This window comes from Streptomyces sp. NPDC001530 (assembly GCF_042894545.1).
Taxonomy (GTDB): Bacteria; Actinomycetota; Actinomycetes; order Streptomycetales; family Streptomycetaceae; genus Streptomyces.
In genome coordinates this window covers 1-22665 of sequence record NZ_JBIAVS010000041.1, presented here as the reverse complement: position 1 = coordinate 22665, position 22665 = coordinate 1, and the positions used below count along the sequence as shown (strand labels likewise).

Genomic DNA, 22665 nt, shown 5'->3' with positions numbered 1-22665 from the left:
GGGCCTCCCTCAGGGGGTGCGTACCGCTTCCTTCTGCCATGCCTGCTGGAACGCGAACCGTGCGGCCTCCACCTCGTGCCGCTGGTCGGCGTGGAGCACACCGAGCGCGTACGCCGTCGCCGGGGCGATCCGCGGGGTGCGCGCCGCCGATGCCGCGGCCGCGGCCGCCTCCGCCGCGTCGCGGTGCCGGTTGAGGGCCTGTCCCGCGCCGAGGAGTCGTACGTCCACCGCGCACTCCTCGCCGTACAGGCACTCGCGGGCGTAGCGGTGCAGGCGCAGCAGCAGGCGGACCTGGTGCCAGGGGGCGTCCTGCGGCTGTGGTGCGGTGTCGGCGGAGAGACCGTGCACGAGCGCCTGCGCGTTGTAGGGGTGGCCCGCGGTGACCAGCGGCAGCGCGTTGACGGCGTCGGTCAGGCGGTCCTGCGCGGCGGCGGCCAGGGGGCGCAGGTCGGTGGTGGTGGCCGCGGGGGTCAGCGGGACCTCGCTGGCCAGGACCGCGACGCTGTCGGCTACCGCGTGGAAGCGGCTCGAGCCCAATGCTTGGAGCGCGGCCGAGTGGGCCCTGGTGCGGGCGAGGGTCAGTTGGCGGTCCAGGAGGGCGCCTGCCTTTGCCGCGCCCACCGTCAGGTTGCCGGTGGGTTGGGTGCGCGGGCCGGAGGTGCCGGGTTCCTCCCCCAGTGCCTTAAAGGCCTGGGAGGTGCCCCCAGTGCCCACCCTCCCCCGAGAACCTCCGACAGGCTCCGGTTCAGGGGGGACCCCCATCGCCCCAGCGGAACGACTGCCCACAGCGGAAGCGGCAGCCGAGGCGGACGACTGGCCCACGGTCGCGCCCGCCGATTGTGCGGGGAACGCCGACGAACCCGACAGGCGGTTCAGGGCGCCCAACAGGCGTTCCAGGCGCGCCGCGTACGCGTGTTCACGGGCCAACGTGCCCGAGAGCCAGGCCAGTTCGGGGCGCATGCCCTCCGACCAGTCCGGGTCGAGCAGGGGCCGGAAGGTGTGGAGGCTGCCGCTGATGCGGCGGGCCGAGCGGCGCAGGGCGCGCGCCGCGTCGACGGACTCCGCCGAGCCGCTCGCCGCGCCGCCGGTCTCCCGGTGCTGGCGCAGCGAACGGAGGAACTCCGTGGCCTGGGCCCGCAGATAGCCCGCGAGGGCATCGCAGGAGACCGGCCCGGCCGCGGGGTCGGTCGGGGGATCAAGGTGCTGCTGTGCCACGCCGGCGCCTCCGGGCGTCTATGAGCATCTCCTGGACGTTCCGCAGGGGCTGGCCATCCGAGTCGGTCGCCTGTCGCGTCCACTCGCCGTCGGGGCCCAGGTGCCAGGAGGAGGTGGTGTCGGACATGCCGGTCTCGAGGAGCCGGTTGAGCGCGGCACGATGAGCCGGGTCGGTGACCCTGACGAGGGCCTCGATCCGCCGGTCGAGGTTGCGGTGCATCATGTCGGCGCTGCCGATCCACACCTCGGGCTCGCCGCCGTTGCCGAAGGCGAAGATCCGGGAGTGTTCGAGGAAGCGGCCGAGGATCGAGCGGACCCGTATGTTTTCGGACAGGCCGGTGACGCCCGGCCGGACCGCGCAGATGCCGCGCACCCATACGTCGACCGGCACGCCGGCCTGCGACGCCCGGTACAGCGCGTCGATGATCGCCTCGTCGACCATCGAGTTGACCTTGACGCGGACGAACGCGGGGTGGCCGGAGAGGTGGTGCTGGACTTCCTTGTTGATCCGCGAGATCAGGCCGTCGCGCAGGGACTTGGGGGCGACGAGCAGCCGGCGGTAGGTCTCGCGGCGCGAGTAGCCCGAGAGCCGGTTGAAGAGGTCGGAGAGGTCCGCGCCGACCTGCGGGTCGGAGGTGAGCAGTCCGAGGTCCTCGTACAGGCGGGCCGTCTTCGGGTGGTAGTTGCCCGTGCCGACGTGGGAGTAGCGGCGCAGGGTCTCGCCCTCCTGCCGGACGACGAGCGACAGCTTGCAGTGGGTCTTCAGACCGACCAGGCCGTACACGACATGGCAGCCCGCCTCCTCCAGCTTGCGGGCCCACTTGATGTTGGCCTGCTCGTCGAAGCGGGCCTTGATCTCGACGAGGACGAGGACCTGCTTGCCGGATTCGGCGGCGTCGATGAGCGCGTCGACTATCGGGGAGGTCTCCGAGGTCCGGTACAGCGTCTGCTTGATGGCGAGCACGTCCGGATCGGCCGCGGCCTGCTCCAGGAAGGACTGCACGGAGGTGGAGAAGGAGTCGTACGGGTGGTGCAGCAGGACGTCGCGCTCGCGCAGGGCGGCGAAGATGTCCGGCGCGGACGCCGACTCGACCTCCGCGAGGTCGCGGTGGACGCCCGCGATGAACTTGGGGTACTTCAGCTCGGGCCGGTCGAGGCCGCTGATGCCGAAGAGGCCCGTGAGGTCCAGCGGACCTGGCAGCGGGTACACCTCGGCCTCGGAGATCTTCAGCTCCCGTACGAGGAGATCGAGGACGTACCGGTCGATGGACTCCTCGACCTCCAGGCGCACCGGCGGACCGAAGCGGCGCCGCATGAGCTCCTTCTCCAGGGCCTGGAGCAGGTTCTCGGCGTCGTCCTCCTCGACCTCCAGGTCCTCGTTCCGGGTGAGGCGGAAGGTGTGGTGCTCCAACACCTCCATGCCCGGGAAGAGCTCCTCCAGGTGGGCCGCGATCACGTCCTCGATGGGGACGTAGCGGTTCGGGGAGGCTTCCAGGAAGCGGGAGAGCAGCGGCGGGACCTTGACGCGCGCGAAGTGGCGGTGGCCGCTGACCGGGTTCCGTACGACGACGGCCAGGTTCAGGGACAGGCCGGAGATGTACGGGAAGGGGTGCGCGGGGTCGACCGCCAGCGGGGTGAGGACCGGGAAGATCTGGTGCCGGAAGAGCGTGAAGAGGCGGGCCTGCTCCTTCTCGGTCAGCTCGCTCCAGCGGACCAGGTGGATGCCCTCCTCCGCGAGCGCGGGGGCGACGTCCTCCTGGTAGCAGGCCGCGTGCCGGGCCATGAGCTCGCGCGAGCGGGCCCAGATCATCTCCAGGACCTCGCGGGGCTGCAGCCCGGAGGCGGACTTGGTGGCCACGCCGGTCGCGATACGGCGCTTCAGGCCGGCCACCCGGACCATGAAGAACTCGTCCAGGTTGCTGGCGAAGATCGCCAGGAAGTTGGCGCGCTCCAGCAGGGGCGTGTTCGGGTCCTCGGCAAGCTCCAGGACCCGCTCGTTGAAGCCGAGCCAGCTGCGCTCCCGGTCGAGGAAGCGTCCCTGGGGCAGGGTGATGCCGTCCTGCACCGAGTCCTCGTACGCGTCGAGGTCGGCGTCGATGTCCGGCTCGAGATCGGAGACTGCCGCCGACACGGTGTGCGGGCGGTGAGCGGCTATGGAGCCGACGGAGGGCTGCGGGTGCTGGACCGGTGCCTGGGCGCTGGGCTGGTTCATAAACCCATTCTTCCGCGCCGGGAGCGAGACCGGCGCGTCGGAGAGGGCGCGCGGCAGCGGGGTGATGCGGAAATTCCCGTTCCGCATCACTGGCGTACGCTCACTCCCCGTCGTCGGCGAGGACTTGTTCTCCGGCGGAGGCGAAGGCTCGGGCACGGCGGGATTCATTGCTTGAGCGTCGCAAGGTCACCTGAATCGACGGTTAAGACGACATGACGTGCGGGATAGCGGGGAGCGGCTCCCGGACGTCTACATGTCCGGGAGCCGCGTACGCGCCCACCCCCGTGAGGTGCGTACGTATCAGGGGGTGCCCGGCGGCCTAAGGAGTCCGGCGGCGCAGCAGCCGGAAGGCGATCACGGTCGCGAGGCCCGCGACGGCGAGGAGCACGCCGCTCTCCATGAGCTGGAGGGGCCAGAAGTGGGACTCCGGGTGGTGCGTGGCCCAGAAGTCGGTCAGCCCTGAGCGGGTCATGCAGGCCTTGATGTCGGCGGCGCTGTCGGAGTCGATGCAGGCCAGGTTGTTGCCGACGCGCTCGCCGGTGTCGGTGACGGCGCCGTGCTCGAGGACCAGGGAAGAGCGTGGGAGGTGCAGTGCGGCCCGTCCGGTGACGGTGTCGGCGGGCCACAGGCTCGGCCGGTACCAGTCGAGCACGTTGTAGAGGACCAGCGTCGCCGCGAAGGCCACGCCCGCCGCGGGCAGGGTCTTTTTGACGGCCAGGCCCGCGAGCGCGCCGAGGGCGAGGCCTGCGAGGACCGAGGCGACGGCGACCGGGCCGGTGGAGACGAAGACGCTGGAGTTGTACCAGTCGCCGACCAGGTTCGGGTTGTCGTCCCGGCGGGCCCAGACGTTGAGGAGGACCAGCAGGGTGGCGCCGGTGGTGAGCAGGGCCGCCGGGACGGCGAGCTTGGCGGTGAGCCAGCGCATCGGAGTGACGGACTGGGTCCAGGCCAGCTGCGCGGTCCCGCTCTCCAGCTCGCGGCCGATCAGCGCGGCGCCCGCCCAGGCGGCGACCGGGAACATCAGGCACGAGAGGGCGATGCCGGTGAGGCCGAGGCCGATTCCATAGGTCTCGTCGGCGTTGAGCGCCTCGAGCGTCGAGCAGCTCGGCAGGGTGTCGGTGGCCGGCATGGCGCAGGGGCCGAGGCCCGCCTGGGCGTCGGCGCCGATGGCGTACATCCAGATCAGGACGCCCACGCCGGCGAGCAGGACGGCGGCCCAGAGCAGCAGGGCCGTGCGGTGCAGGCGCAGGACGGTCCAGGGGAGGCCGCCGAACGCGCCGCCGTCGCTCTTGCGCCTGCGGGCGACCGTGTCTCTGACGGTGAGGGTGCTCATGCGGCGGCTCCCTTCGTGGCGGCGCCGGTGCGGTGCCCCAGCAGCCGGAAGGCGACGAGGACCGCGAGCGCGGTGACGGCGAGCAGCAGGGCGGTCGCCACGAGCTGGAGCGGCCCGTAATGGGAGAAGGGATGGGAGTCGCTGTAGTAGCTGACCGCGTCGAGCTCGTCGTAGACGGCGCGGCACGCGGGGGCGTTGCTGGTGCCGCAGTTCGGGTTGGGGATGCGGGCGCCGGTGGAGGTGAGCACACCCTCGTCGGCGGTGAAGCCGAGGCTCCTGGGGCCCGCGTGGGTGAGGTCGGTGAGGGTCGTCACCGACGGCCACAGGTAAGGCAGCGCCAGGGTGACGCCGGCCCAGGCGGCTGCCGTCCCCAGCGCGGAGAGGAGCAGCGCGGCCAGCGAGCGGCGCAGCACCAGGCCCACGAGGGCGCCGCTGCCCAGCCCGAACAGGGCGAAGGCGACGGTGGTCGGGCCGTTGGTGTGGAAGGTGAACACGTCGGTCCAGGGCTTGGCGGTGTCGATCCTGCCGCGGCCCTTGAACCACACCAGGCGGTGCAGCAGCACCAGCACGCTCGTCCCCGCGGTGATCAGCACGGCCGGGACCGCCAGCTTGACCGCCAGCCAGCGCGCCGGGGAGACCGACTGGGTCCAGGCGAGCGCGGCGGTGCCGTTCTCCATTTCGCGTCCGACCAGGGCGGCGCCCGCCCAGGCGGCGACGGCGAACGGCAGGTAGGTCAACACGAGGGTGGCGTTCTGGTAGACCGACTTGTACGTGGTGATCGCGTCCTGGTCGTACGCGCAGGTGGCCGCCTGGCAGCGGTCGTACTGCCGCCATGCCGTGGCCGCCGCGTCGGTGAGCGGGCCGTACAGCCACAGCAGCACGGCCGCGAGCGCGACGAACACGCCGACGCCGAGGTACAGGGCCGGGCGGTGCAGCCGCAGCACCGTACGGACCAGGCCGCGCGTGGCCGACGGAGGGTGGTGGGCGGGCGCCGCCGGGGTGCCGGTGGTGGCGAGGGCGGTCATACGGCGGGCTCCTGGGCGGGGGTGCGGGCGGGGTCGAGGAGCAGCGCGGGGGCCTCGGGATTGCGCAGGTGCGCGAGGACCAGTTCCTCCAGCGAGGGCGCGGTGTCCTCGCCGTCCGCGGGGAGCGGGCCCTGACGGCGGATCAGAGCGGTCAACTGCCGCCCTGTGGTGCGGGATTCGACCACCATGTGCGGGGCGAGGTCGCGGACCGGACCGGTGGTCAGGGTGTGCGCGGCCAGCAGGTCGTCCAGGTCGCCCGCCAGGCGCACCCGGCCGCCGCCGATCAGCAGCAAGTAGTCGCAGGAGCCCTCCAGTTCGGCGATGACGTGCGAGGACATCACCACCGTGGTGCCGTACTGCGCGGCCTCGGCCATCAGCACGCCCATCAGCTCGTGGCGGGCGAGCGGGTCGAGGTCGGCCATCGGCTCGTCCAGGAGCAGGAGTTCGGGCCGCTTGCCGAGCGCGAGAGCGAGCGCGACACGGGTGCGCTGGCCTCCGGAGAGGGAACGGATCCTCGCCTTCGGGTCCAGGCCGCCGGCGTCGTACGTGATCCGCTCGGCGACCGAGGCGTCCCAGCGGGCCGGGTTGAGCTCGTGGCCCAGGCGCAGCGTGTCGGCGACGGTGAGCTGCGGATACAGGGGCTTGTCCTGGGCGACGTACGCCACGCGCTCGCGGGCGGCGGCCGGGTGGCTGCCGAGCACGGTGAGGGAGCCCTCGGTGGGGGCGAGCAGTCCGGCCGCGTGGGCCAGCAGGGTCGACTTGCCCGCGCCGTTGGGACCCACGACGGCGCAGACCCGTCCGGCCGGGAGCCGGAAGGCGCACTCGCGCAGCGCCCAGCCCCCTCGGCGCCCGAACCGCTTGCCCAACGCGGCCGCCGCTATGGCGGTGTCGGTCATTCCTGGTCTCCCTTGTCTCCCGTGAGGGGCTGTCGCGTGAACTGGTCATCGAGTACGGCGGTGAAGAGCGCCGCCACGTCGTCGCGGTCGAGTCCGGCCTCGCGGGCCTTGGCGGCCCAGGCATCCAGCTCCGCGCGCAGCGGGGAGTCGGCCGGGGCGGCGCCCAGTGCGCGCTTCACGAAGGTGCCGAGGCCGCGTCGGGCCTCGACCAGACCCTCGCGCTCCAGCTCGCGGTAGGCCTTGAGGACGGTGTTCGGGTTGATGGCGGTGGCTTCCACGACCTCGCGGGCCGTGGGGAGCTTGTCGCCCGGTTCAAGCAGGCCCAGGCGAAGGGCCTGCTTGGTCTGCTGGACGATCTGGACGTAGGTGGCGACGCCGCTGCGCCGGTCGATGCGGTACTCGACCACTCGGACAACCACCCTTTCACTAATTGAGTAGTGAAAGGGTGGTGCATCATGGTGGCCGCAGTCAAGACCGAAAAAATCGTGGGCGGATGCGTGAACCGATCGGCGGGGCCCGTCCGATGAGGGGGTGTGAGGGAAACGAGAAGCGACGGGGAGCTGCTGCGGGCCATCGCGGCGGACGGGGATCGTCGTGCCTTCGAGGAGCTGTACCGGCGGTACGCGCCGTGGCTGACCGCGCGGCTGCGCGGCCGGTGCGCCGACGCCGGGGTCGTCGACGACGTCGTGCAGGAGACCTTCCTCGCCGTGTGGCGCGGCACCGCCCGCTACCGCGAGGAGGGCGACGCGGCCGGCTGGCTGTGGCGCATCGGCTCGCGACGGCTGATCGACACCCTGCGCGGCGACGGCGCCCGCGGCCGGCTCCGGCAGGCACTGGCCCGCCTCCGGCACCGCGATGAGGCGTCGGCGGAGGAGCGCGTGCTGGCCGGGGTCGAGCACGGCGACCTCGCGGGCGCGCTGACCCGGCTCTCGCCCGAACTCCGCGCGGTCCTCCAGGCCACGGTGATCGACGGCCTCACCACCCGGGAAGCGGCCGTCCTGCTCGGCATCCCGCCGGGCACGGTCAAGACACGGGCCCTGCGGGCCCGGAAGCAGTTGCGGGAGGAGTTGGCATGAGCGAGAGGAATCAGCCCCTCCGGCGTTCGAGGAGCGGAGGTTTGGGGGCGGAGCCCCCAAGGACGGGACGGGAAGGGGCGGAGGGGGCGAAAACCGCAGGTTCGGTCACCCCCGACGGCCGCTGGCACGTGGACGAAGCCGACCTCCGAGCCTACGTACAGGGCGAGTTGACCCCACCCCGGCTCTGGTCCGCAGACACCCACCTCGCCTCCTGCGCACAGTGCCGCGAGACCCTGGCCACGGTGAGCGACCCGGCCGCACTGGACGCAGGCTGGGAGCGCCTCGACGCCGAGCTGGACGCCCCCCGCCGGGGGCCGGTCGAGTCGCTGCTCACCCGCATCGGCGTCGCCGACCACACGGCACGCCTCCTCGCGGCCACCCCCGTGCTGCGCCGCTCCTGGCTGGGCGCGGTCACCGCCGTGCTCGTGATGACCGTGGTGGCGACCAACGCGCTGCGGTCCGCGGCCACCCCCACCCTGTTCCTGGCTCTCGCACCGCTGCTCCCGCTCGCCGGGGTCGCGCTGTCGTACGGACGCGCGCTCGACCCGACGTACGAGATGGCCGTGGTCTCGCCGATGCACGGCTTCCGGCTGCTGATGATCCGCACGGTCGCCGTACTGACCGTAGGCCTGGGCCTGAACGGACTCGCGACCCTCGCCCTCCCCTCGTACGGGCTGCGCGCGCTGGCCTGGCTGCTGCCCGCGCTCGCCCTCACCGGGACCGGACTCGCGCTGATGCCCCGGCTGGGGTCGGTCCTCGCGCCCTCGCTCGTCGGCGGGGCGTGGATCGCGCTGCTGGTGGCGGCGCAGGCGAGGACCGGAACCGGCGGGACACTCGCGCCGTTCACGGCGGCCGGACAGGGTGTCGCCGGGGCCGTCGCGGCACTGGCCGCCGGGCTCCTCTATCTCCTACGGGACCGGTTCGACTCTTCACCCACTCATGACCCCTTCTCCGAGCGGGGCGCGGGGTAGTGACCGACGCCTCCGCCCCACCGGGCGCCACGTCCCCACCCACAGAAGGGGCCGTGTGCCGGTACGTCACATGCCCGTCGCGTACGGCTCCCTCCGGACACCTCCACCTCCACCAGCACCGGGCCGTATGTCCGGCGGCGACGGGCGGACGTACCGGCACACGGCCCCGACCCACCCACCGGCCGAGGCGCGGCACAGCACCCCTCCGTCCGGCGGCGACGCGCGGACGTACCGGTACACGGCTTCGACCCACCCACCGGACGGAGGCGCGGCACACCACCCCTCCGGCCACCCCTCCGTCCACCTCTCCGACAGGAGCACCACACGCATGACCCCCACCGTCTCCGCCTCCGGACTGACCCTCCGCTACGGCGGAACCGTCGCCCTGGACGACGTCTCGCTGCGGCTGACCGAGGGCGTCACCGGGCTGCTCGGGCCCAACGGGGCCGGCAAGACCACCCTGTTGCGGGTGCTCGCCACCGCCGTGCCCGCCGACCGCGGGGCCTTCACGGTGCTCGGGCACGACCCGACCACCGCGGCCGGCCGCCTGAACGTGCGACGCGCGCTCGGCTATCTGCCGCAGACCCCCGGGTTCCACCCGGACTTCTCGGCCTTCGAGTTCGTCGACTACGTGGCGATCCTGAAGGAGCTGACGGATCGCGCCGCCCGGCACCGGGAGGTGCGGCGCGTGCTCGACGCCGTCGACCTGTCCGACGTACGGAGCAAGCGCATCAAGAAGCTGTCCGGCGGCATGCGCCAGCGGGTCGCGCTGGCCGCCGCCCTCGTCGGCGACCCCGGTTTCCTCGTCCTCGACGAGCCGACCGTCGGCCTCGACCCCGAACAGCGCATGCGCTTCCGGGAGTTGATCGCCCAGGCGGGCGAAGGGCGGACGGTGCTCCTGTCCACCCACCAGACCGAGGACGTCGCGATGCTCTGCCACCGCGTGATCGTCATGGCCCGCGGGAGCGTCCGCTTCGAGGGCACGCCCGCCGATCTGACCGCGCGGGCGGTGGGCCGGGTGTGGAGCAGTACGGAACGCGACCCGGGCGCGCGAGCGGGATGGCGTACGGGCACGGGCTCCTTCCGCAACGTCGGCGACCCACCCCAGGGCGCCGACCTCCTCGAACCGACCCTGGAAGACGGCTACTTGCTCACCCTCGACGGTGAGAGCGCGGAGGTGACGGCATGAACGACGTGGTGACCCGCACGGTTGCGGAGAAGGCGGCCCCCACGGGGGTGGGGCCGATCGCTCCGGTCCGGCAGCAGACCAGGACGGCCGCCGTCCTCGCACTCGCCCGCTTCGAGGCACGCGAACTCCTCCTCCAGATATCAGTGTTCGCCTTCCTCGTCCTGTACGTCGCCTACGTCGGCTGGGAGTTGTTCAACGGCCGCGAGGGCATGGACGACTACCCGGCCCTCCAGGACGTCGACCGCTCCACCCAGACCGGCCCCCTGCTCCTCGCCATCGCGCTGCTCGTCTGCGTCAACCGGGCCGCCCTGCGCTCCCGCCGACGCGGCACCGACCGGCACTTCGACGTGCTGGTCATGGAACCGTGGCGGCGCACGGTCGCACACGCGCTGTCCGTCGTGCCGTACGCGATGTTCACCGCGCTGGTCGTCGCCTTCCAGTTCACCTGGGCGGCGCTGAAGCCGGGCGCGGTCGGCCACGGCTCACCCGCCGAACTGGCCGTGGGCCCGCTGGTGATCCTCCTCTCCGGAGTCCTCGGCGTCCTGCTCGCCCGGCTGGTCCCCTCCTCGCTGTTCGCCCCGCTCTTCGTGGTCGGCGCCTATGTCGTCACCGTCCTCGCGAACACGGCCACGAACGGCGCGCACTGGGTGCACTGGCTGTTCCCGGCCGTCTCCGAGGAGGGGGCCGACCCGTTCCCCTCCGACCTGATCGGCCGCCCGGCCGCCTGGCACGCGATGTATCTGGTGGGGCTCGTGGTGTTCCTGCTCGGCGTCGCGGTCCTGCGCGCCGGAGGCCGCACGCGCACCATCAAGGCGGTGACCGCGATCGCTCTCGCCGCGACGGTCGCCGGTGTCGCCGGGCAGTCCCCGGGCGACTCGGCCGGGCTGACCGTGGCCCGCGCGAAGGCGTCCGACACCCCGGAGAAGGTCCAGTCGTGCGTCGCGCACGGCAGGTCGACGTACTGCGCCTACCCCGAGTGGACCGGTCTGGCCGACGACTGGGCCGAGGTCGTCGACCGCGTCCAGTCCCTCGCGGGCGGCGCCGCCGGGAGCGAGCGGCTGACCGTACGGCAGCGGGTCGACGCCCGCTACGGACTGGACGGCGACGCCGCGCTCGACCCGTCCACCACGCCGGGCGTGGTGACCGTCGGCACCCGGTGGGGCGGCAACCGGATCCCGGAGTTCGCGGTCGGCGTCGCCTCGGTGCTGGTGGCGGGCGACGAGGAATCCAGTGACGAAGGGTGCGACGCCCGCGCGGTGACCATCATGTGGCTGGCCCTGGCCTCGGAGTCCGACCCGATGACGGTGTTCCGCAACGTCCGCCTCGACGACAGCGTCAAGGGCTCCGGGATCGCCCTCGCGCCCACGAACCCGGTCTATCTGACCGCCGAACAGACCAGGATCGTACGGGAGTTGCTTCACAAGCCCCGTTACAGCGTGATCCCCAAGGTGAAGGCCCACTGGGCGGAACTCACCTCGCCGAAGACGTCGACGGCCCGGGTGGCCGAGCTGCTGGGAGCGTCGGCGCCGCGCGCGGGCGCCGAGGACGCCAAGAGGTGCGAGGGGTGACGGCACGTGTGATCCGGGCTCTGCTGCGGCCCATGTGGCGCACGCTGCCTTGGTCGGTCCTCGTGGCGGGTGCCGGGCTGGGGCTGCTGCTGACCGGCATCCCGCGGATGCTGTCCAGCGCCCCGGACGCCCGGCTCTGCCTCGGCCTCCTGCGTGCCGCCGCGCTCGCCCTCGGCCTGGGCCTGGCCTTCCTGCTGGACGACCCGGCCCGGCACACCACGGCCGCGGTGCCGACCCGGCGCCCGGTGCGCGTCGGTCTGCGGGTGGCGCTCGTCGTCCCGTTCGCCGTGCTCTGGTGGACGGCCGTCCTGTTCCTCGTACCGGAGGAGGCCCGGCCCCCGGTGGGCGCGATCACCCTGGAGGCGGCCGCCACCGCCGTGCTGGCCCTGGCCGCCGCGGCCGTGGCCGTGCGGTGCACGGACGTGGCCGAGCCGGGGGCGGCGGTGTCGGCCGGGCTGCTGGGCACGGTGTTCGCCTCGGCCCTGCTGCTGCCCGGCCGGTGGGCGCTGTTCGTGACGGCGGACGACCCGCGCTGGGACGGCGCCCACGAACGGTGGGCGGGGCTGCTGGTCACGGCGGCCCTGGTGGGGGCCTACGCCCTCACGGAGCCCACGCGCCGGCGCCGCCCGGGATGGGCTACGACTCCGTCCGGTACATCAGGTCCGTCTCGTGGGTGATGAAGCCGAGCCGCTCGTACACGGTCACCGCCGCCTTGTTGTCGGCGTCGACGTACAGCATCGCGGTGGGCAGGCCCTGGGCGGCGAGGTGATGGAGCCCGATCATGGTGAGGGCCTTGCCGAGGCCGCCGCCCTGGGCGCCGGGGTGCACCCCCAGGACGTACACCTCGCCGAGCTGCTCCTCGGCGTGGACCTTGGTCCAGTGGAAGCCGACGAGCCGGCCGCCGCGGAAGGCGAGGAAGAACCCGGCCGGGTCGAACCACGGCTCGGCCATCCGGTCGTCCAGATCGCGCTGGGTGAGAGAGCCCTGCTCGGGGTGATGGGCGAACGCCTCGGCGTTCACCGCGAGCCATTCGGCGTCGTCCCGCCCCGGCACGAAGGAGCGGACGTGCACACCGTCCGGGAGCTTCGGCTGGGGCAGGTCGAGGCCCGCCAACGGCCGCCGCATCTGGCGCAGTTCGCGGAAGAGGGTGAGCCCGAGGACCTGCGCGAGGTGCCGGGCGGCCGAGTGCCCGCCGTGCGCCCACACCCGCAGCCGCTTCCCGGACTCCGCGAGCAGCGCCGAGCCCAGCGCCCGCCCGTGCCCGTGCCCGCGGTACGCCGGGTGCACGACCAGCTCGGCGGCCGGCGCCTCCACCGGGTCGGTGTCCTCCAGCTGCGCGTACCCGACCAGCTGGTCGCCGACGGTCAGCAGCAGATGCCGTACGCCTTCACGGGCCCCGCCCTTCAGCTGGAGCCGCCCCTGCTCGGACACCGCCTGCTGCCCGTCGGCCCGGGCGGCCTCCGTGAGCAGCCGGATCACGTCCTCGGCCTGGTCCGGGGAGAGCGCGGAGTAGGTCTCGATGGAGCGGGAGAGGGCGGGCAGGGCGCTGTCGTCGCTGGTCATGGCTAGAGAGTAAGGCCTGCCCGTTTGATGGCGAAGTGCCCTCGACCGCAACCTGTTGGTAACCCTCAACCCCCTGTTGCGCTACGCGCGTTGATTCTAAAGTGCGCGCCAAGCCTTCAGTCGTCCCACGGCTCCGAGGGCTTCCACGGCTCTTCCAGCGTCTCCAGCTCATCAGCTCTTCCAGCTCTTCCAGCTTCCACGGATCCCACAGGGGGGAACCCATGTCGCCGACTCCCCGGCACAGACGTACCCATCGCCTCCTCGCGGCCGCCGCCGGCCTTGCCACCGTCGGCGCGCTGGCCGCGGCGATGCCCGCGAGCGCGGGCCAGGACAAGGCCACGCCGCTGCACCACCAGGGCAGCGGCCGCTACCAGGACGTACAGCTGCTGTCCTTCAACGACCTGCACGGCAATCTGGAGCCGCCGTCCGGCTCCTCGGGCCGTGTCACGGAGCGGCAGGCGGACGGCACGACGAAGACCATCGACGCGGGCGGTGTGGAGTACCTGGCCACGCATCTGCGCGAGGCTCGCAAGGACAACGGGTACTCGATCACGGCCGCCGCCGGTGACATGGTCGGCGCCTCCCCGCTGATCTCCGGCCTCTTCCACGACGAGCCGACGATCGACGCGCTGAACGCCCTCGACCTCGATGTCACCTCGGTCGGCAACCACGAGTTCGACGAGGGTGCCAAGGAACTGGCCCGCCTGCAGAACGGCGGCTGCCACCCGACGGACGGCTGTTACGACGACAGCGAAGAGTTCACCGGCGCCAATTTCCCCTACCTCGCGGCGAACGTCACCGACGAGAAGACCGGCAAGCCGATCCTCAAGCCCTACTGGGTGTGGAAGAAGAACGGCGTCAAGGTCGGCTTCATCGGCGTGACCCTGGAGGGCACCCCGAACATCGTCTCCGCCGACGGCGTCAAGGGCCTGAAGTTCGGCGACGAGGTCGAGACGATCAACAAGTACGCCAAGGTGCTCCAGTACCAGGGCGTGAAGTCGATCGTCGCGCTGATCCACGAGGGCGGCGCCCCCGCCTCGACGGCGTACAACTACGACTGCGACAGCCCCGGCGCCGGCGACGGCATCTCCGGCCCGATCGTCGACATCGCCAAGAACATCACCCCGGCCGTGGACGCGCTGGTCACCGGCCACACCCACCAGGCGTACGCCTGCACCATCCCCGACCCGGCGGGCAACCCCCGCATGGTCACCTCGGCCTCGTCCTTCGGCCGCCTCTACACGGACACGACGCTGACGTACGACCGCTGGACCGGCGACATCGCCCGTACGGCGGTGAAGTCCGCGAACCACGTCGTCACCCGTGACGTCGCGAAGGCCGCCGACATGACGGCCCTGATCACCAAGTGGAAGACCCTCGCCGCCCCGGTCGCCTCGCGCCCCATCGGCCACATCGCGGGCGAGATCGGCAACACCGGCACCGAGTCCCCGCTCGGCGACCTGATCGCCGACGCGCAGCTCGCGTACGCCAAGTCCGTGGACCCCGAGGCCGACCTCGCGGTGATGAACCCGGGCGGCATCCGTGCCGGGCTCACCTACACGGCGAGCGGCAGTGAAGGCGACGGCGTGGTGACGTACGGCGAGGCGTACACGGTCCAGCCCTTCTCCAACACGGTCAACCTGGTGAACCTCACCGGTGCCCAGCTGCTCACCGCCCTCCAGCAGCAGGTCAGCGGCGCGAACGAGGCGGCTCCGAAGATCCTCCAGATCTCGAGCGGCCTGACCTACACCCTGGACCTGACGAAGACGGGCGCCGCGCGAGTCGTGGCGGACTCCGTCAAGCTCAACGGCACGGCCATCGACCCCACCGCCACCTACCGCGTCGCGATGAACTCCTTCCTCGCGGGCGGCGGCGACGGCTTCGCCGAACTCGGCAAGGGCGCGAACATGGTCGTCGGCGGCGACGACCTGGCGGCCTTCGAGTCCTACCTGACGGCCAACTCATCGGCTGCGACGCCGTATCCGGTGCCGACTGCGGACCGGATCACGATCGTGAAGTAGATCGCATACGGGCGGTAGCGGTTGCGGACAGGGGCGGTACGCATGGTCGGATGAGACGATGCGTACCCCCCACCGCATAACAACGCATCCCTATACAAACCCCTATGAAGAACTCGCCGCTCTGGACGACGGTCCGCTGGAGGAGTTCCTCCACGAGGACGAGGACGAGGACGAGTACGACGACGAGCCCGGGAACGAGCAGGACGACGCGTGGGCCCCGCCCAACCACCGCCGGGGCAGCCGGCGCCGCCGAAAACGCTTCGCCGGACTGCCGTTCGCGACGAAGGCGGCCGTCCTCGTCCTGTCCCTCGCCGCCTTCGTCACCCTCGCCGACCGCTGGGCGCTGCTGTACGCCGAGCACCAGGCGGGGGAGCGGCTCAAGGACCAGCTGCACCTGACCGCCGCTCCCGAGGTCGAGATCGGTGGCTTCCCCTTCCTCACCCAACTCGCGGACGACCGGCTGGACTCCGTGAAGGTGACCGTGCCGGACGTGGCCGCCGACCGGGTCTCGCTGGCGAAGGTGTCGGCGACGGCGACGGGCATACGGCTCGACAGCGACGGCCTGACCGCCTTACGCGGCGCCCGTATCCCCGAGCTGCACGGCGAGGTGCTGCTCTCCTTCGACGATCTGCACCGCGAACTCGGCGCGTCCCAGGTGACGTTCACGGGTCATGGCCATGATCGGGTCCGGGCGCGCGGCACGTTGCCGGTGGCCGGGCACGAAGTGAGGGTGCGGGCCGATGCCCGGATCCGCCGCGACGGTGAGCGTGGGATCTCGACGCGGATCGGCGGAATGCGCCTGGACATCGGAGACGTGGCGACGTACCGCCCGGGCGTCCGTGCCTCCGAGGGGCTCCACCTCACCCAGCGGGGGGCTGCCCGCCTCACGAAGGAAACCGCCAAGGCGAAGGCTCTGCTGTCCGTCCCGTCGATCGTGCGGCGCCTCGGCGTCCCGGACGCCACGCTCCAGGAGGCTCTGCGTGACGACACCAGGCTCGCGGCGCTGACGGGTTCCGCGGACTTCGCCCGCCAGGCGATGCGCCTGAACCTCATCGACCTGGCGGCCGGCCACCCGGAGCTCCTGAAGCTCCTCGGCTACGACCCGGCCCTCCTCGCAGGCCTCTCCTCCCTCACCCGCCCCGTCCTCGCGGACCAGCTCTCCCTCGGCTTCCGCCTCCCGCACCCGCAGGACGGCGAGCTGCGGCTGCGCGACGTCCGGGTGGAGAAGGACGGGATCCGGGTGCGGGTGACGGGGGCGTCCCTGGCCATCGGGCGCTGAGCATGAATGAGGCTGGCAATTCCCTAGGTAATTTCCAGGTGAGGCCCGTCATAAATTCTGTGTAAGCGGTGGATTGGTTCCCCGGATCGCCTGAAATTCGGTTTCAGCCGCAATTCATTGAGGTCTAAGCCGAATGGGCGATTTCCGGGTCCGGAGTCCCGTAGTGTTTTCCATGTCGAAAGCGAACAGTGCGAACGACAAAGGGAATTCACCCACTGGGAAGAAGGAGAACCCCATGAGCTTCCACAAGATCGCCCCCGTCAAGAAGCACCACAAGGCCGCTCCCAAGCACCTCGGCAAGCCCGCGCCCAAGCCCGCCGCCAAGAAGGCCGCCGCTCCGAAGCCGCGCCCGGTGGGCCGTCAGGGCCGCTAAGCGACCCCGCTTAGCAGCCGCTGCGAGGCGGGGCCCCGGAATTCTTCCGGTGGCCCCGCCTCGGCCGTGTTCCGGAGGGAAAAGGGAGTTGACATGCGGGAAGTGAAGGAAGCGTTCGCGCGCTTCTGGCCGCTCACGCGCGGGGACCGTAAGTGGCTCGTGCTGATCACCGGCTGCGTGGTCATCGCCGCGCTCGCCGAGACGGCGTCCATCCTGCTCTTCGCGGAACTCACCGACCATGCCCTGAAAGCAGGGTCGCTTTCCGCGTTCTGGGGGCCCGCAGGGGCCTGGCTCGGCGTCGCCGTGCTCGGCGCGCTGGTCGGGTATCTCGGCAACTCCCTCGCCGTCTGGACCGCGGAGAGATTCGTGCTGCGGCTGCGCGCGGGAGTGTTCCGGCACGTTCAGGATCTGCCGCCCGACTTCTTCCAGAAGCACCGGCAAGGTGATCTCGTCGAACGGCTCACCGGTGATGTCGAGGCCATCGAGCAGATGGTCGTGTCGGGGGTCGTCGGAACGGTCTCCGCCGCCTTCTCGGCGGTCTTCTATGCCACCGCCGCTCTCTGGCTGCGCTGGGATCTCGCCCTCGTCACCTTCGTCCTCGCTCCCCTCTTCCTCGTCGCCGCCCGGCGTTTCTCCGGGCGGATCAGGACCGCTTCCCAGGAGGAGCGGGCCGCCGACGGCGCGATCACCTCCGTCGTCGAGGAGTCGCTCGGCAATGTGGTGCTGACGCAGGCGTACAACCGTCGGCGGGCCGAGGAGAGGCGGCTCGACCGGGAGGCGCGCGCCTGGATGCGGGCGTCCGTGCGCGGGGCGCGGGCGAGCGAGATGTACGAGCAGTTCGTCGAGGTCGTCGAGACGGTGTGCGTGCTCGCGGTGATCGGCCTCGGCGCCTGGGAGATCTCTCAAGGGCGCATGTCGCTGGGGCAGCTGCTCGCCTTCGCCGCCTTCCTCGGGTATCTGTATCCGCCGATCCGCAACCTCGGACAGCTCGGCCTCACCCTCACCGCCGCCACCGCCGGCGCCGAGCGGCTCCAGGAGATCCTGGACGCCGAGCCCGCCGTCACCGACCCCGCCGACCCGGTGCGGGAGTGGCCCGTACGCGGCTGGGTCAGCTTCCACGGCGCGTCGTTCCGCTACCCGGGCGGCGCCGAGCGCGACTGTCTGCACGACGTGACCTTCACGGCGGGCCCCGGTGAACTCGTCATCGTCACCGGCCCCAGCGGCGCCGGAAAGTCCACGCTCGCCAAGCTCCTCACCCGCTTCTACGACCCCACGGCCGGCGTGATCTGCCTCGACGGCGTCCCGCTCACCGACGTACCCCTGGAGTTCCTGCGCGAGAACGTCGCGCTGCTGCCGCAGGAGACCCTCATCCTGCGCGGCACGATCCGCGAGAACATCGAGTGCGGACGGCCGGGGGCTTCCCAGGGCGACATCGAGCGGGCCGCGCGGGACGCCGTCGCGCACGAGTTCATCAGCGCGCTTCCGGAGGGGTACGACACCGAGATCGCGCCCGGCACGGCCACGCTCTCCGGCGGTCAGCTCCAGCGGATCGCCATCGCCCGCGCCATGCTGCGCGGCGCCCCCGTCCTCGTCCTCGACGAGCCGACGGCCGGGCTCGACTCGGTCGCCGCGCGCCGGGTGGTGCAGCCGCTGCGCCGGCTGATGGCGGGCCGTACGACCATCATGATCACGCACGATCTGTCGCTGGCCCCCGACGCCGACCGCATCCTGGTCGTGGACGGCGGACGCCTGGTGGAGGCGGGCACGCACGACGAACTGATGGCGTACGGCGGGGCGTACGCGCGCCTCGCGACGCCCGAGCTCGACTATGTCGCGGCGCGGAGCGTGTAGCCGAGGCCCCGCACGGTGTGGATGAGCCGCGGTCCGCCGTGGCTCTCCGTCTTCCGGCGCGGATACCTGCTGCGGCACCCGGCCTGGCGAGGGCGAGGGGGTGGCCGGCGCGGGTGACCGCCCGGGTGCGCGGGTCCATGGCGATGTCCTCGAAGGAGAGCAGGTCGCCGGGGGCCGGGGCCGCGTCCGTGGGCTCCCGCCGCCGACTGCGGCGCGGCAACGCCCGTACCCGTGCGAGGAGTTCCTCGCTCGCGAACGGTTTCATCAGGTAGCCGTCGGCGCCGTTGTCGAGCGCGACGATACGGTCGCCGACGGCGTCCCGACCGGTGATCACGAGGATCGGGACGGTGGACCCGGAGGCCCGGACTCGCCGGGTGGCGGCCGGCCCGTCGAGCCCGGACATGGTGACGTCCATCAGCACCAGGTCGGGGCGCTCGTCCGGCCCGGCCACCAGGTCGAGGGCCTCGTGCCCGTCCCCGGCGAGGACGGTCTCGTATCCCTCGGACCTGAGCAGCCGGCCGAGCCCCTCACGTACGGCCACGTCGTCGTCGGCCGGCAGGATCTTCCGCGCCATGCCACCCACGTGTCACGGGGGCTGTGGCGCGGCTTGGAGACGGGTGTGGGGAGGCTGGGGGCCCAGCCTCCCCACCGGTGCCGTTTGGTGCCGTGCGTCATGAGGCGGTGGGCGTCCAGTCGCCCAGCCACGCCGAGACCGTCTGGCCGGCGGCCTGCGCGTCGGTCAGCTGCGGACGGTCGCTGCTCGCGGCGCCCGCGCCCGCGCCGGTGTTCTTGTACTCGGCGAAACGGTCGTCCTTCCACGAGAAGCCGCCCATGTCGGACCACGGGGTCGACTTGATCGCGGCGCTGAGCGTGGAGTTGCGGACGGTGGCCTGCGGGTCGACCGTGGTGCTGCCGCTCGGGTGCCAGTTGCGGCCGAGGAAGAAGCTCTTCGCGTCCACGTCGCCGGTCACCGCCGAGCGATTGATCAGGATGCCCTTGCGGTCCGCGGGAGTGCTCGGCGCGGTGATGTAGCCGGCCGAGGTGCCGTTCCAGCGCTTCTTCAGGGTGATCACCGACTTGTCGACCACGGCGGTGGCGCGGCCGAAGATGAAGTCGACGTTGCCCGTGATGTAGGAGTTGGTGACGTAGACGCGCCCGAGCTTGTCCGCGGCGGCGGTCTCCATTTCCAGGGTGTCCTGGTCACCGGTCACGATCACTCCGTCGAGGAGGACCTTGTCGGCGGCGGTGAGCAGCGCCACCGCCTGGTTGGCGATGTCCTGGTGCTTCGCTTCGTCGAAGTCGTTGGAGATGGTCAGGTTGCGGGCCTGGAAGTCATCGGCCTGGACGGCGACGGTGGCGCTGCCCGGGGTGCCGTACGTCGTGCCGTCCGGCTTCTTCGTACCGGCCGCGTTGTCGAAGACGATCACCGTGTCCTTACGGCTGCCGCCCGCGCCCTGGAGGGTGACGTGCGGCTTGTTGGCGGGGATCTTGACCGTCTCGCGGTACGTTCCCGGCTTGACGGAGATCACCACGCGCGAGGTGTTGTTGGCGGGCACGGCGTCGACGGCGGCCTGGACGGTCTTGTACTGGCCGGTGCCGTCCTTGGCCACGGTGAGGGTGGTGGCGGCTGCCGTGGTGCTCGCCGTGCCGAGTGAACTCTGCGGCCCGGCGGCGGTCTTGAGTAGCGCGGGCAGGTCCGCCGCCTTGTCGAGCGTGTAGCCGTAGTACGTCTTCGGGTCGAACGCCGTACCGCCGCCGCTCTCGTTGCGGCCGCTGGTGCCGGAGAAGACGCTGCCGCGCTGCACGAGGGTGGCCGTGCTGTCGCGGATGACGGGGTTGTTCATGCCGGAGAAGTAGGAGTTCTCCAGGACCATCTTGGTGTTGCCGCGCGCGTAGTTGCCGTACGAGGACTTGATGGCGGTGCCCGGCTCGTCCTCGAGGTAGTTGTTGTAGAGGTGTGCGTGGGCGACGTTGTCGGTGGACGGGTTGCGCTGCTCGGTCTCGCGGATCCAGTTGTGGTGGATCGTGATGTCGGCGGTGGTGTTGTCGGTCCAGCCGATGCCGAAGGCTTTGTTCTCATTGCTCAGCTTGTTGTAGGACACCGTGAGGTAGGTGGTGTCCTTGCGGCTGTCGATGAGCCCGTCGGCCATGTGGCGAATGTCGTTGTGGTCGATCCACACATGATGGGCGCCGTCCATCTGGATGCCGTCGTAGTCGTGCTCCTTGTCGTTCCAGACACCCTGGTAGGCGTCCCGGATCGTCAGGTTGCGAATGATGACGTTGTGCACGCCCTGGCCGAGGAAGAAGCCGCCGCCGTCGATCTGCCCGGCGGTGCCGGAGCCGATGATGGTCTTGTTCGACTGGACCTTGATCTCCTTGCCGACGGGGTTCATCTTGATCGTCGCGGCGACGACGATGACGTACGGGTCGGACGCCGTCGCGTACTTCTCCAGGTCGGCGAGCGTCTTCACGGTGACGGTCTTGCCGTCGCGGCCGCCGTACGTCCCGTTCTGCCCCAGGGCGTTGACCGACGCGAACCCGTCGGCGGCGGCCGTGGCCCACGCGGGGGCGGCGGTCGCGGCAGACGCCTTCGGCTTCGCGTCCTCGCCGAAGATGCCGAAGACGGCGCCGTAGGCCATGGCTCCTGCGGCGGTCAGGGCCAGGGGGACACCGACGTACAGCGCGGTCTTGCGCCTGCGGTGGCGTGCTCTGCGTATGTCACTCACGAGTTCGTCCCGTTCAACGTCTGTGGAGGGGAGGGTCGTTGGGTGGTCGCCGCCGGTGGAGGAAAGGTTGCCGCGACGGAGAAAGCGGACGCGGGGGAGGGGCCGTGTGGCATGTGACGCAGGTCACGGGAAGTCGGTGTGGGGTGCCGGACAGCTCATTGAGGTGAGCACTCATATGCGAACCCGGGTACGGGCCGGGGAATCGAGCGCGTTCGCGGAGCTCTACGACAGCTACGCCCGCGCGGTCTACAACCATGCCTTCCGGCTGACCGTCGACTGGTCGACGGCCGAGGACGTGATGGCCGCGACCTTCCTGGAGGCGTGGCGGCTGCGCGGCAAGGTCGACCCCGAGGGCGGCTCCCTGCGGCCCTGGCTGCTGGGCATCGCCACCAACACCGCGCGCAACCAGTACCGGAGCAACCGGCGCTACCGGGCGGCCGCCAACGCGGCCGCCGCGGCCGAGCTGTCGGTGCCCGACCACGCCGACGAGGTGGCCGACCGGGTCGACGACCGGCGGCGCCTCGCGACGGCGCTCACCGCCCTCGCCGCGCTGCGCAGACCGGAGCGTGAGGTCATCGCGCTCTGCCTGGGGGAGGGCCTGGACTACGAGGCCGCGGCGGAGTCGCTCGGGATTCCGGTGGGCACGGTCGCCTCCCGGCTCTCCCGGGCCCGCAAGAAGCTACGGGCGCTCGCCGACGTCGAACTGGCCCACCACGCAAGGGAGTTGGCGCTCAAAAAAGATCGCGGAAAACGGGAAGGCGGCCGCCCGGGCCGACAGATAAGAGGCGATCACACAAACGCGATCCGGCCCGCACAGGAAGGAAACCGATGAACGCGAACACGTCCCGGCAGAGCCCTGCCGAGTGGGAAGAGGGCGCACAGCTCTTCGCTCAGACGGCGCGTGACCTGCCGACGGGCCGTCATCAGTTCCACAAGGAGCGCCTGATGGCCCAGATTCACGAGATGCAGCAGAACGAGCGGGAAGAGCGTACGGCGGCGACGCCGGGCACGGCCCCGGTGTCCGCGTCGGCGAAGACCCGGCGCTTCCGGCTGCCGCGCCCGTCGATCGCGCTGCCGGCGATGGCCGCCGCCCTGGCCGCGGCAGTCGTCGCCGGGGTGGCGACGTCCGGCGGTGACGGCGGGGTCGAGGCGAGCGGCGGTGTCGCCACCGGACCGGCCCTGACCACTCAGGTCGGTACGGCGACCACCAAGGGCGTGCCGCAGCTGCTCGACCAGATCTCGCTGGCGGCCGCCGACGGGTCCCACCCGGCTGTCGAGCCCGGCCAGTACCTCTACATCGAGTCCAAGACGGCCGACACCTTCCTGAAGACCGTCGACGACAAGACCACCCTGGCCAGCCACGCGCT

The 22665-nt window shown here is 71.5% G+C and carries 18 protein-coding genes and 2 pseudogenes; 11 read left to right on the top strand and 9 right to left on the bottom strand.

The features are described from left to right. Positions 1-9: 9 nt before the first annotated feature. The 6 genes from ACFY0T_RS47235 to ACFY0T_RS47210 form a co-directional block, all read right to left on the bottom strand. Positions 10-1215 (bottom strand): CHAD domain-containing protein, encoded by a 1206-nt coding sequence (locus ACFY0T_RS47235; RefSeq protein ID WP_388884755.1) that lies wholly within the window; start codon positions 1213-1215, stop codon positions 10-12. Further along, the gene (locus ACFY0T_RS47230; protein WP_388884754.1) at positions 1196-3427 is read right to left on the bottom strand and encodes an RNA degradosome polyphosphate kinase; all 2232 of its coding nucleotides are present in this window, start codon (positions 3425-3427) and stop codon (positions 1196-1198) included. Before ACFY0T_RS47230 ends, ACFY0T_RS47235 begins: the two co-directional genes overlap by 20 nt. A 319-nt stretch (positions 3428-3746) precedes the next feature. Next, positions 3747-4760 (bottom strand): hypothetical protein, encoded by a 1014-nt coding sequence (locus ACFY0T_RS47225; RefSeq protein ID WP_388884753.1) that lies wholly within the window; start codon positions 4758-4760, stop codon positions 3747-3749. After that, the gene (locus ACFY0T_RS47220; protein ID WP_388884752.1) at positions 4757-5785 is read right to left on the bottom strand and encodes an ABC transporter permease; all 1029 of its coding nucleotides are present in this window, start codon (positions 5783-5785) and stop codon (positions 4757-4759) included. Before ACFY0T_RS47220 ends, ACFY0T_RS47225 begins: the two co-directional genes overlap by 4 nt. Then, a complete protein-coding gene (locus tag ACFY0T_RS47215; protein WP_388884751.1) occupies positions 5782-6681 on the bottom strand; it encodes an ABC transporter ATP-binding protein in 900 nt (299 codons plus the stop codon). The genes ACFY0T_RS47220 and ACFY0T_RS47215 overlap by 4 nt, the downstream gene beginning before the upstream one ends. Next, positions 6678-7088 carry a GntR family transcriptional regulator gene (locus tag ACFY0T_RS47210; protein ID WP_388884750.1) on the bottom strand — a complete coding sequence of 137 codons (411 nt, stop codon included), beginning with the start codon at positions 7086-7088 and terminating at the stop codon, positions 6678-6680. Before ACFY0T_RS47210 ends, ACFY0T_RS47215 begins: the two co-directional genes overlap by 4 nt. 126 nt (positions 7089-7214) lie before the next feature. Between ACFY0T_RS47210 and ACFY0T_RS47205 the strand changes: the two genes are divergently transcribed. The 5 genes from ACFY0T_RS47205 to ACFY0T_RS47185 all read left to right on the top strand — a co-directional run bounded on the left by ACFY0T_RS47205 (position 7215) and on the right by ACFY0T_RS47185 (position 12162). Then, complete coding sequence (locus tag ACFY0T_RS47205; protein WP_388884749.1) at positions 7215-7757, top strand: RNA polymerase sigma factor; 543 nt, start codon at positions 7215-7217, stop codon at positions 7755-7757. Between the two features lie 128 nt (positions 7758-7885). Next, entirely contained in the window at positions 7886-8728 is an 843-nt protein-coding gene (locus ACFY0T_RS47200; RefSeq protein ID WP_388884748.1) for a zf-HC2 domain-containing protein, read from the top strand. Between the two features lie 328 nt (positions 8729-9056). Next, positions 9057-9917, top strand: coding sequence for an ABC transporter ATP-binding protein (locus tag ACFY0T_RS47195; protein ID WP_388884747.1), 861 nt, complete (start codon positions 9057-9059; stop codon positions 9915-9917). Beyond that, positions 9914-11485, top strand: coding sequence for an ABC transporter permease (locus ACFY0T_RS47190; protein ID WP_388884746.1), 1572 nt, complete (start codon positions 9914-9916; stop codon positions 11483-11485). Before ACFY0T_RS47195 ends, ACFY0T_RS47190 begins: the two co-directional genes overlap by 4 nt. After that, on the top strand, positions 11482-12162 hold the full coding sequence (locus ACFY0T_RS47185) for an ABC transporter (protein WP_388884745.1): 681 nt from the start codon (positions 11482-11484) through the stop codon (positions 12160-12162). The genes ACFY0T_RS47190 and ACFY0T_RS47185 overlap by 4 nt, the downstream gene beginning before the upstream one ends. Here ACFY0T_RS47185 and mshD read toward each other — a convergent pair. Further along, entirely contained in the window at positions 12122-13048 is a 927-nt protein-coding gene (gene mshD, locus ACFY0T_RS47180; RefSeq protein WP_388884744.1) for a mycothiol synthase, read from the bottom strand. The genes ACFY0T_RS47185 and mshD overlap by 41 nt on opposite strands. Before the next feature lie 221 nt (positions 13049-13269). Between mshD and ACFY0T_RS47175 the strand changes: the two genes are divergently transcribed. From ACFY0T_RS47175 to ACFY0T_RS47160, 4 genes are all read left to right on the top strand, one after another. After that, positions 13270-15069 (top strand): bifunctional metallophosphatase/5'-nucleotidase, encoded by a 1800-nt coding sequence (locus tag ACFY0T_RS47175; RefSeq protein ID WP_388884743.1) that lies wholly within the window; start codon positions 13270-13272, stop codon positions 15067-15069. Between the two features lie 58 nt (positions 15070-15127). Further along, positions 15128-16348, top strand: a complete 1221-nt coding sequence (locus ACFY0T_RS47170; protein ID WP_388884742.1) for a DUF2993 domain-containing protein — start codon at positions 15128-15130, stop codon at positions 16346-16348. A 235-nt stretch (positions 16349-16583) separates the two neighbouring features. After that, positions 16584-16721 carry a hypothetical protein gene (locus ACFY0T_RS47165; RefSeq protein ID WP_388884741.1) on the top strand — a complete coding sequence of 46 codons (138 nt, stop codon included), beginning with the start codon at positions 16584-16586 and terminating at the stop codon, positions 16719-16721. 93 nt (positions 16722-16814) lie between these two features. Further along, positions 16815-18572: an ABC transporter ATP-binding protein gene (locus tag ACFY0T_RS47160; RefSeq protein WP_388884740.1), complete on the top strand. Its 1758-nt coding sequence runs from the start codon at positions 16815-16817 to the stop codon at positions 18570-18572. Here the strand turns inward: ACFY0T_RS47160 and ACFY0T_RS47155 are convergent. Both ACFY0T_RS47155 and ACFY0T_RS47150 read right to left on the bottom strand, forming a co-directional pair. Continuing rightward, positions 18548-19146 (bottom strand): annotated as a pseudogene (locus ACFY0T_RS47155) (response regulator). The gene ACFY0T_RS47160 and the pseudogene ACFY0T_RS47155 overlap by 25 nt on opposite strands. A 97-nt stretch (positions 19147-19243) precedes the next feature. After that, positions 19244-21298: a pectinesterase family protein gene (locus tag ACFY0T_RS47150; RefSeq protein WP_388884739.1), complete on the bottom strand. Its 2055-nt coding sequence runs from the start codon at positions 21296-21298 to the stop codon at positions 19244-19246. 175 nt (positions 21299-21473) lie between these two features. On the opposite strand from ACFY0T_RS47150, the gene ACFY0T_RS47145 reads away from it, so the two are divergent. After that, positions 21474-22130, top strand: coding sequence for an RNA polymerase sigma factor (locus ACFY0T_RS47145; RefSeq protein WP_388884738.1), 657 nt, complete (start codon positions 21474-21476; stop codon positions 22128-22130). After that, a pseudogene (locus ACFY0T_RS47140) lies at positions 22127-22665 on the top strand (hypothetical protein); the annotation flags it as partial. The gene ACFY0T_RS47145 and the pseudogene ACFY0T_RS47140, both read left to right, overlap by 4 nt.

Bases quoted from the DNA above. Each gene is read 5' to 3' on its own strand.
- ACFY0T_RS47165 (WP_388884741.1), top strand. From the start codon at position 16,584: ATGAGCTTCCACAAGATCGCCCCCGTCAAGAAGCACCACAAGGCCGCT.
- ACFY0T_RS47145 (WP_388884738.1), top strand. From the start codon at position 21,474: ATGCGAACCCGGGTACGGGCCGGGGAATCGAGCGCGTTCGCGGAGCTC.
- ACFY0T_RS47190 (WP_388884746.1), top strand. From the start codon at position 9,914: ATGAACGACGTGGTGACCCGCACGGTTGCGGAGAAGGCGGCCCCCACG.
- mshD (WP_388884744.1), bottom strand. From the start codon at position 13,048: ATGACCAGCGACGACAGCGCCCTGCCCGCCCTCTCCCGCTCCATCGAG.
- ACFY0T_RS47220 (WP_388884752.1), bottom strand. From the start codon at position 5,785: ATGACCGCCCTCGCCACCACCGGCACCCCGGCGGCGCCCGCCCACCAC.
- ACFY0T_RS47170 (WP_388884742.1), top strand. From the start codon at position 15,128: ATGCGTACCCCCCACCGCATAACAACGCATCCCTATACAAACCCCTAT.
- ACFY0T_RS47225 (WP_388884753.1), bottom strand. From the start codon at position 4,760: ATGAGCACCCTCACCGTCAGAGACACGGTCGCCCGCAGGCGCAAGAGC.
- ACFY0T_RS47230 (WP_388884754.1), bottom strand. From the start codon at position 3,427: ATGAACCAGCCCAGCGCCCAGGCACCGGTCCAGCACCCGCAGCCCTCC.
- ACFY0T_RS47160 (WP_388884740.1), top strand. From the start codon at position 16,815: ATGCGGGAAGTGAAGGAAGCGTTCGCGCGCTTCTGGCCGCTCACGCGC.
- ACFY0T_RS47195 (WP_388884747.1), top strand. From the start codon at position 9,057: ATGACCCCCACCGTCTCCGCCTCCGGACTGACCCTCCGCTACGGCGGA.
- ACFY0T_RS47175 (WP_388884743.1), top strand. From the start codon at position 13,270: ATGTCGCCGACTCCCCGGCACAGACGTACCCATCGCCTCCTCGCGGCC.
- ACFY0T_RS47215 (WP_388884751.1), bottom strand. From the start codon at position 6,681: ATGACCGACACCGCCATAGCGGCGGCCGCGTTGGGCAAGCGGTTCGGG.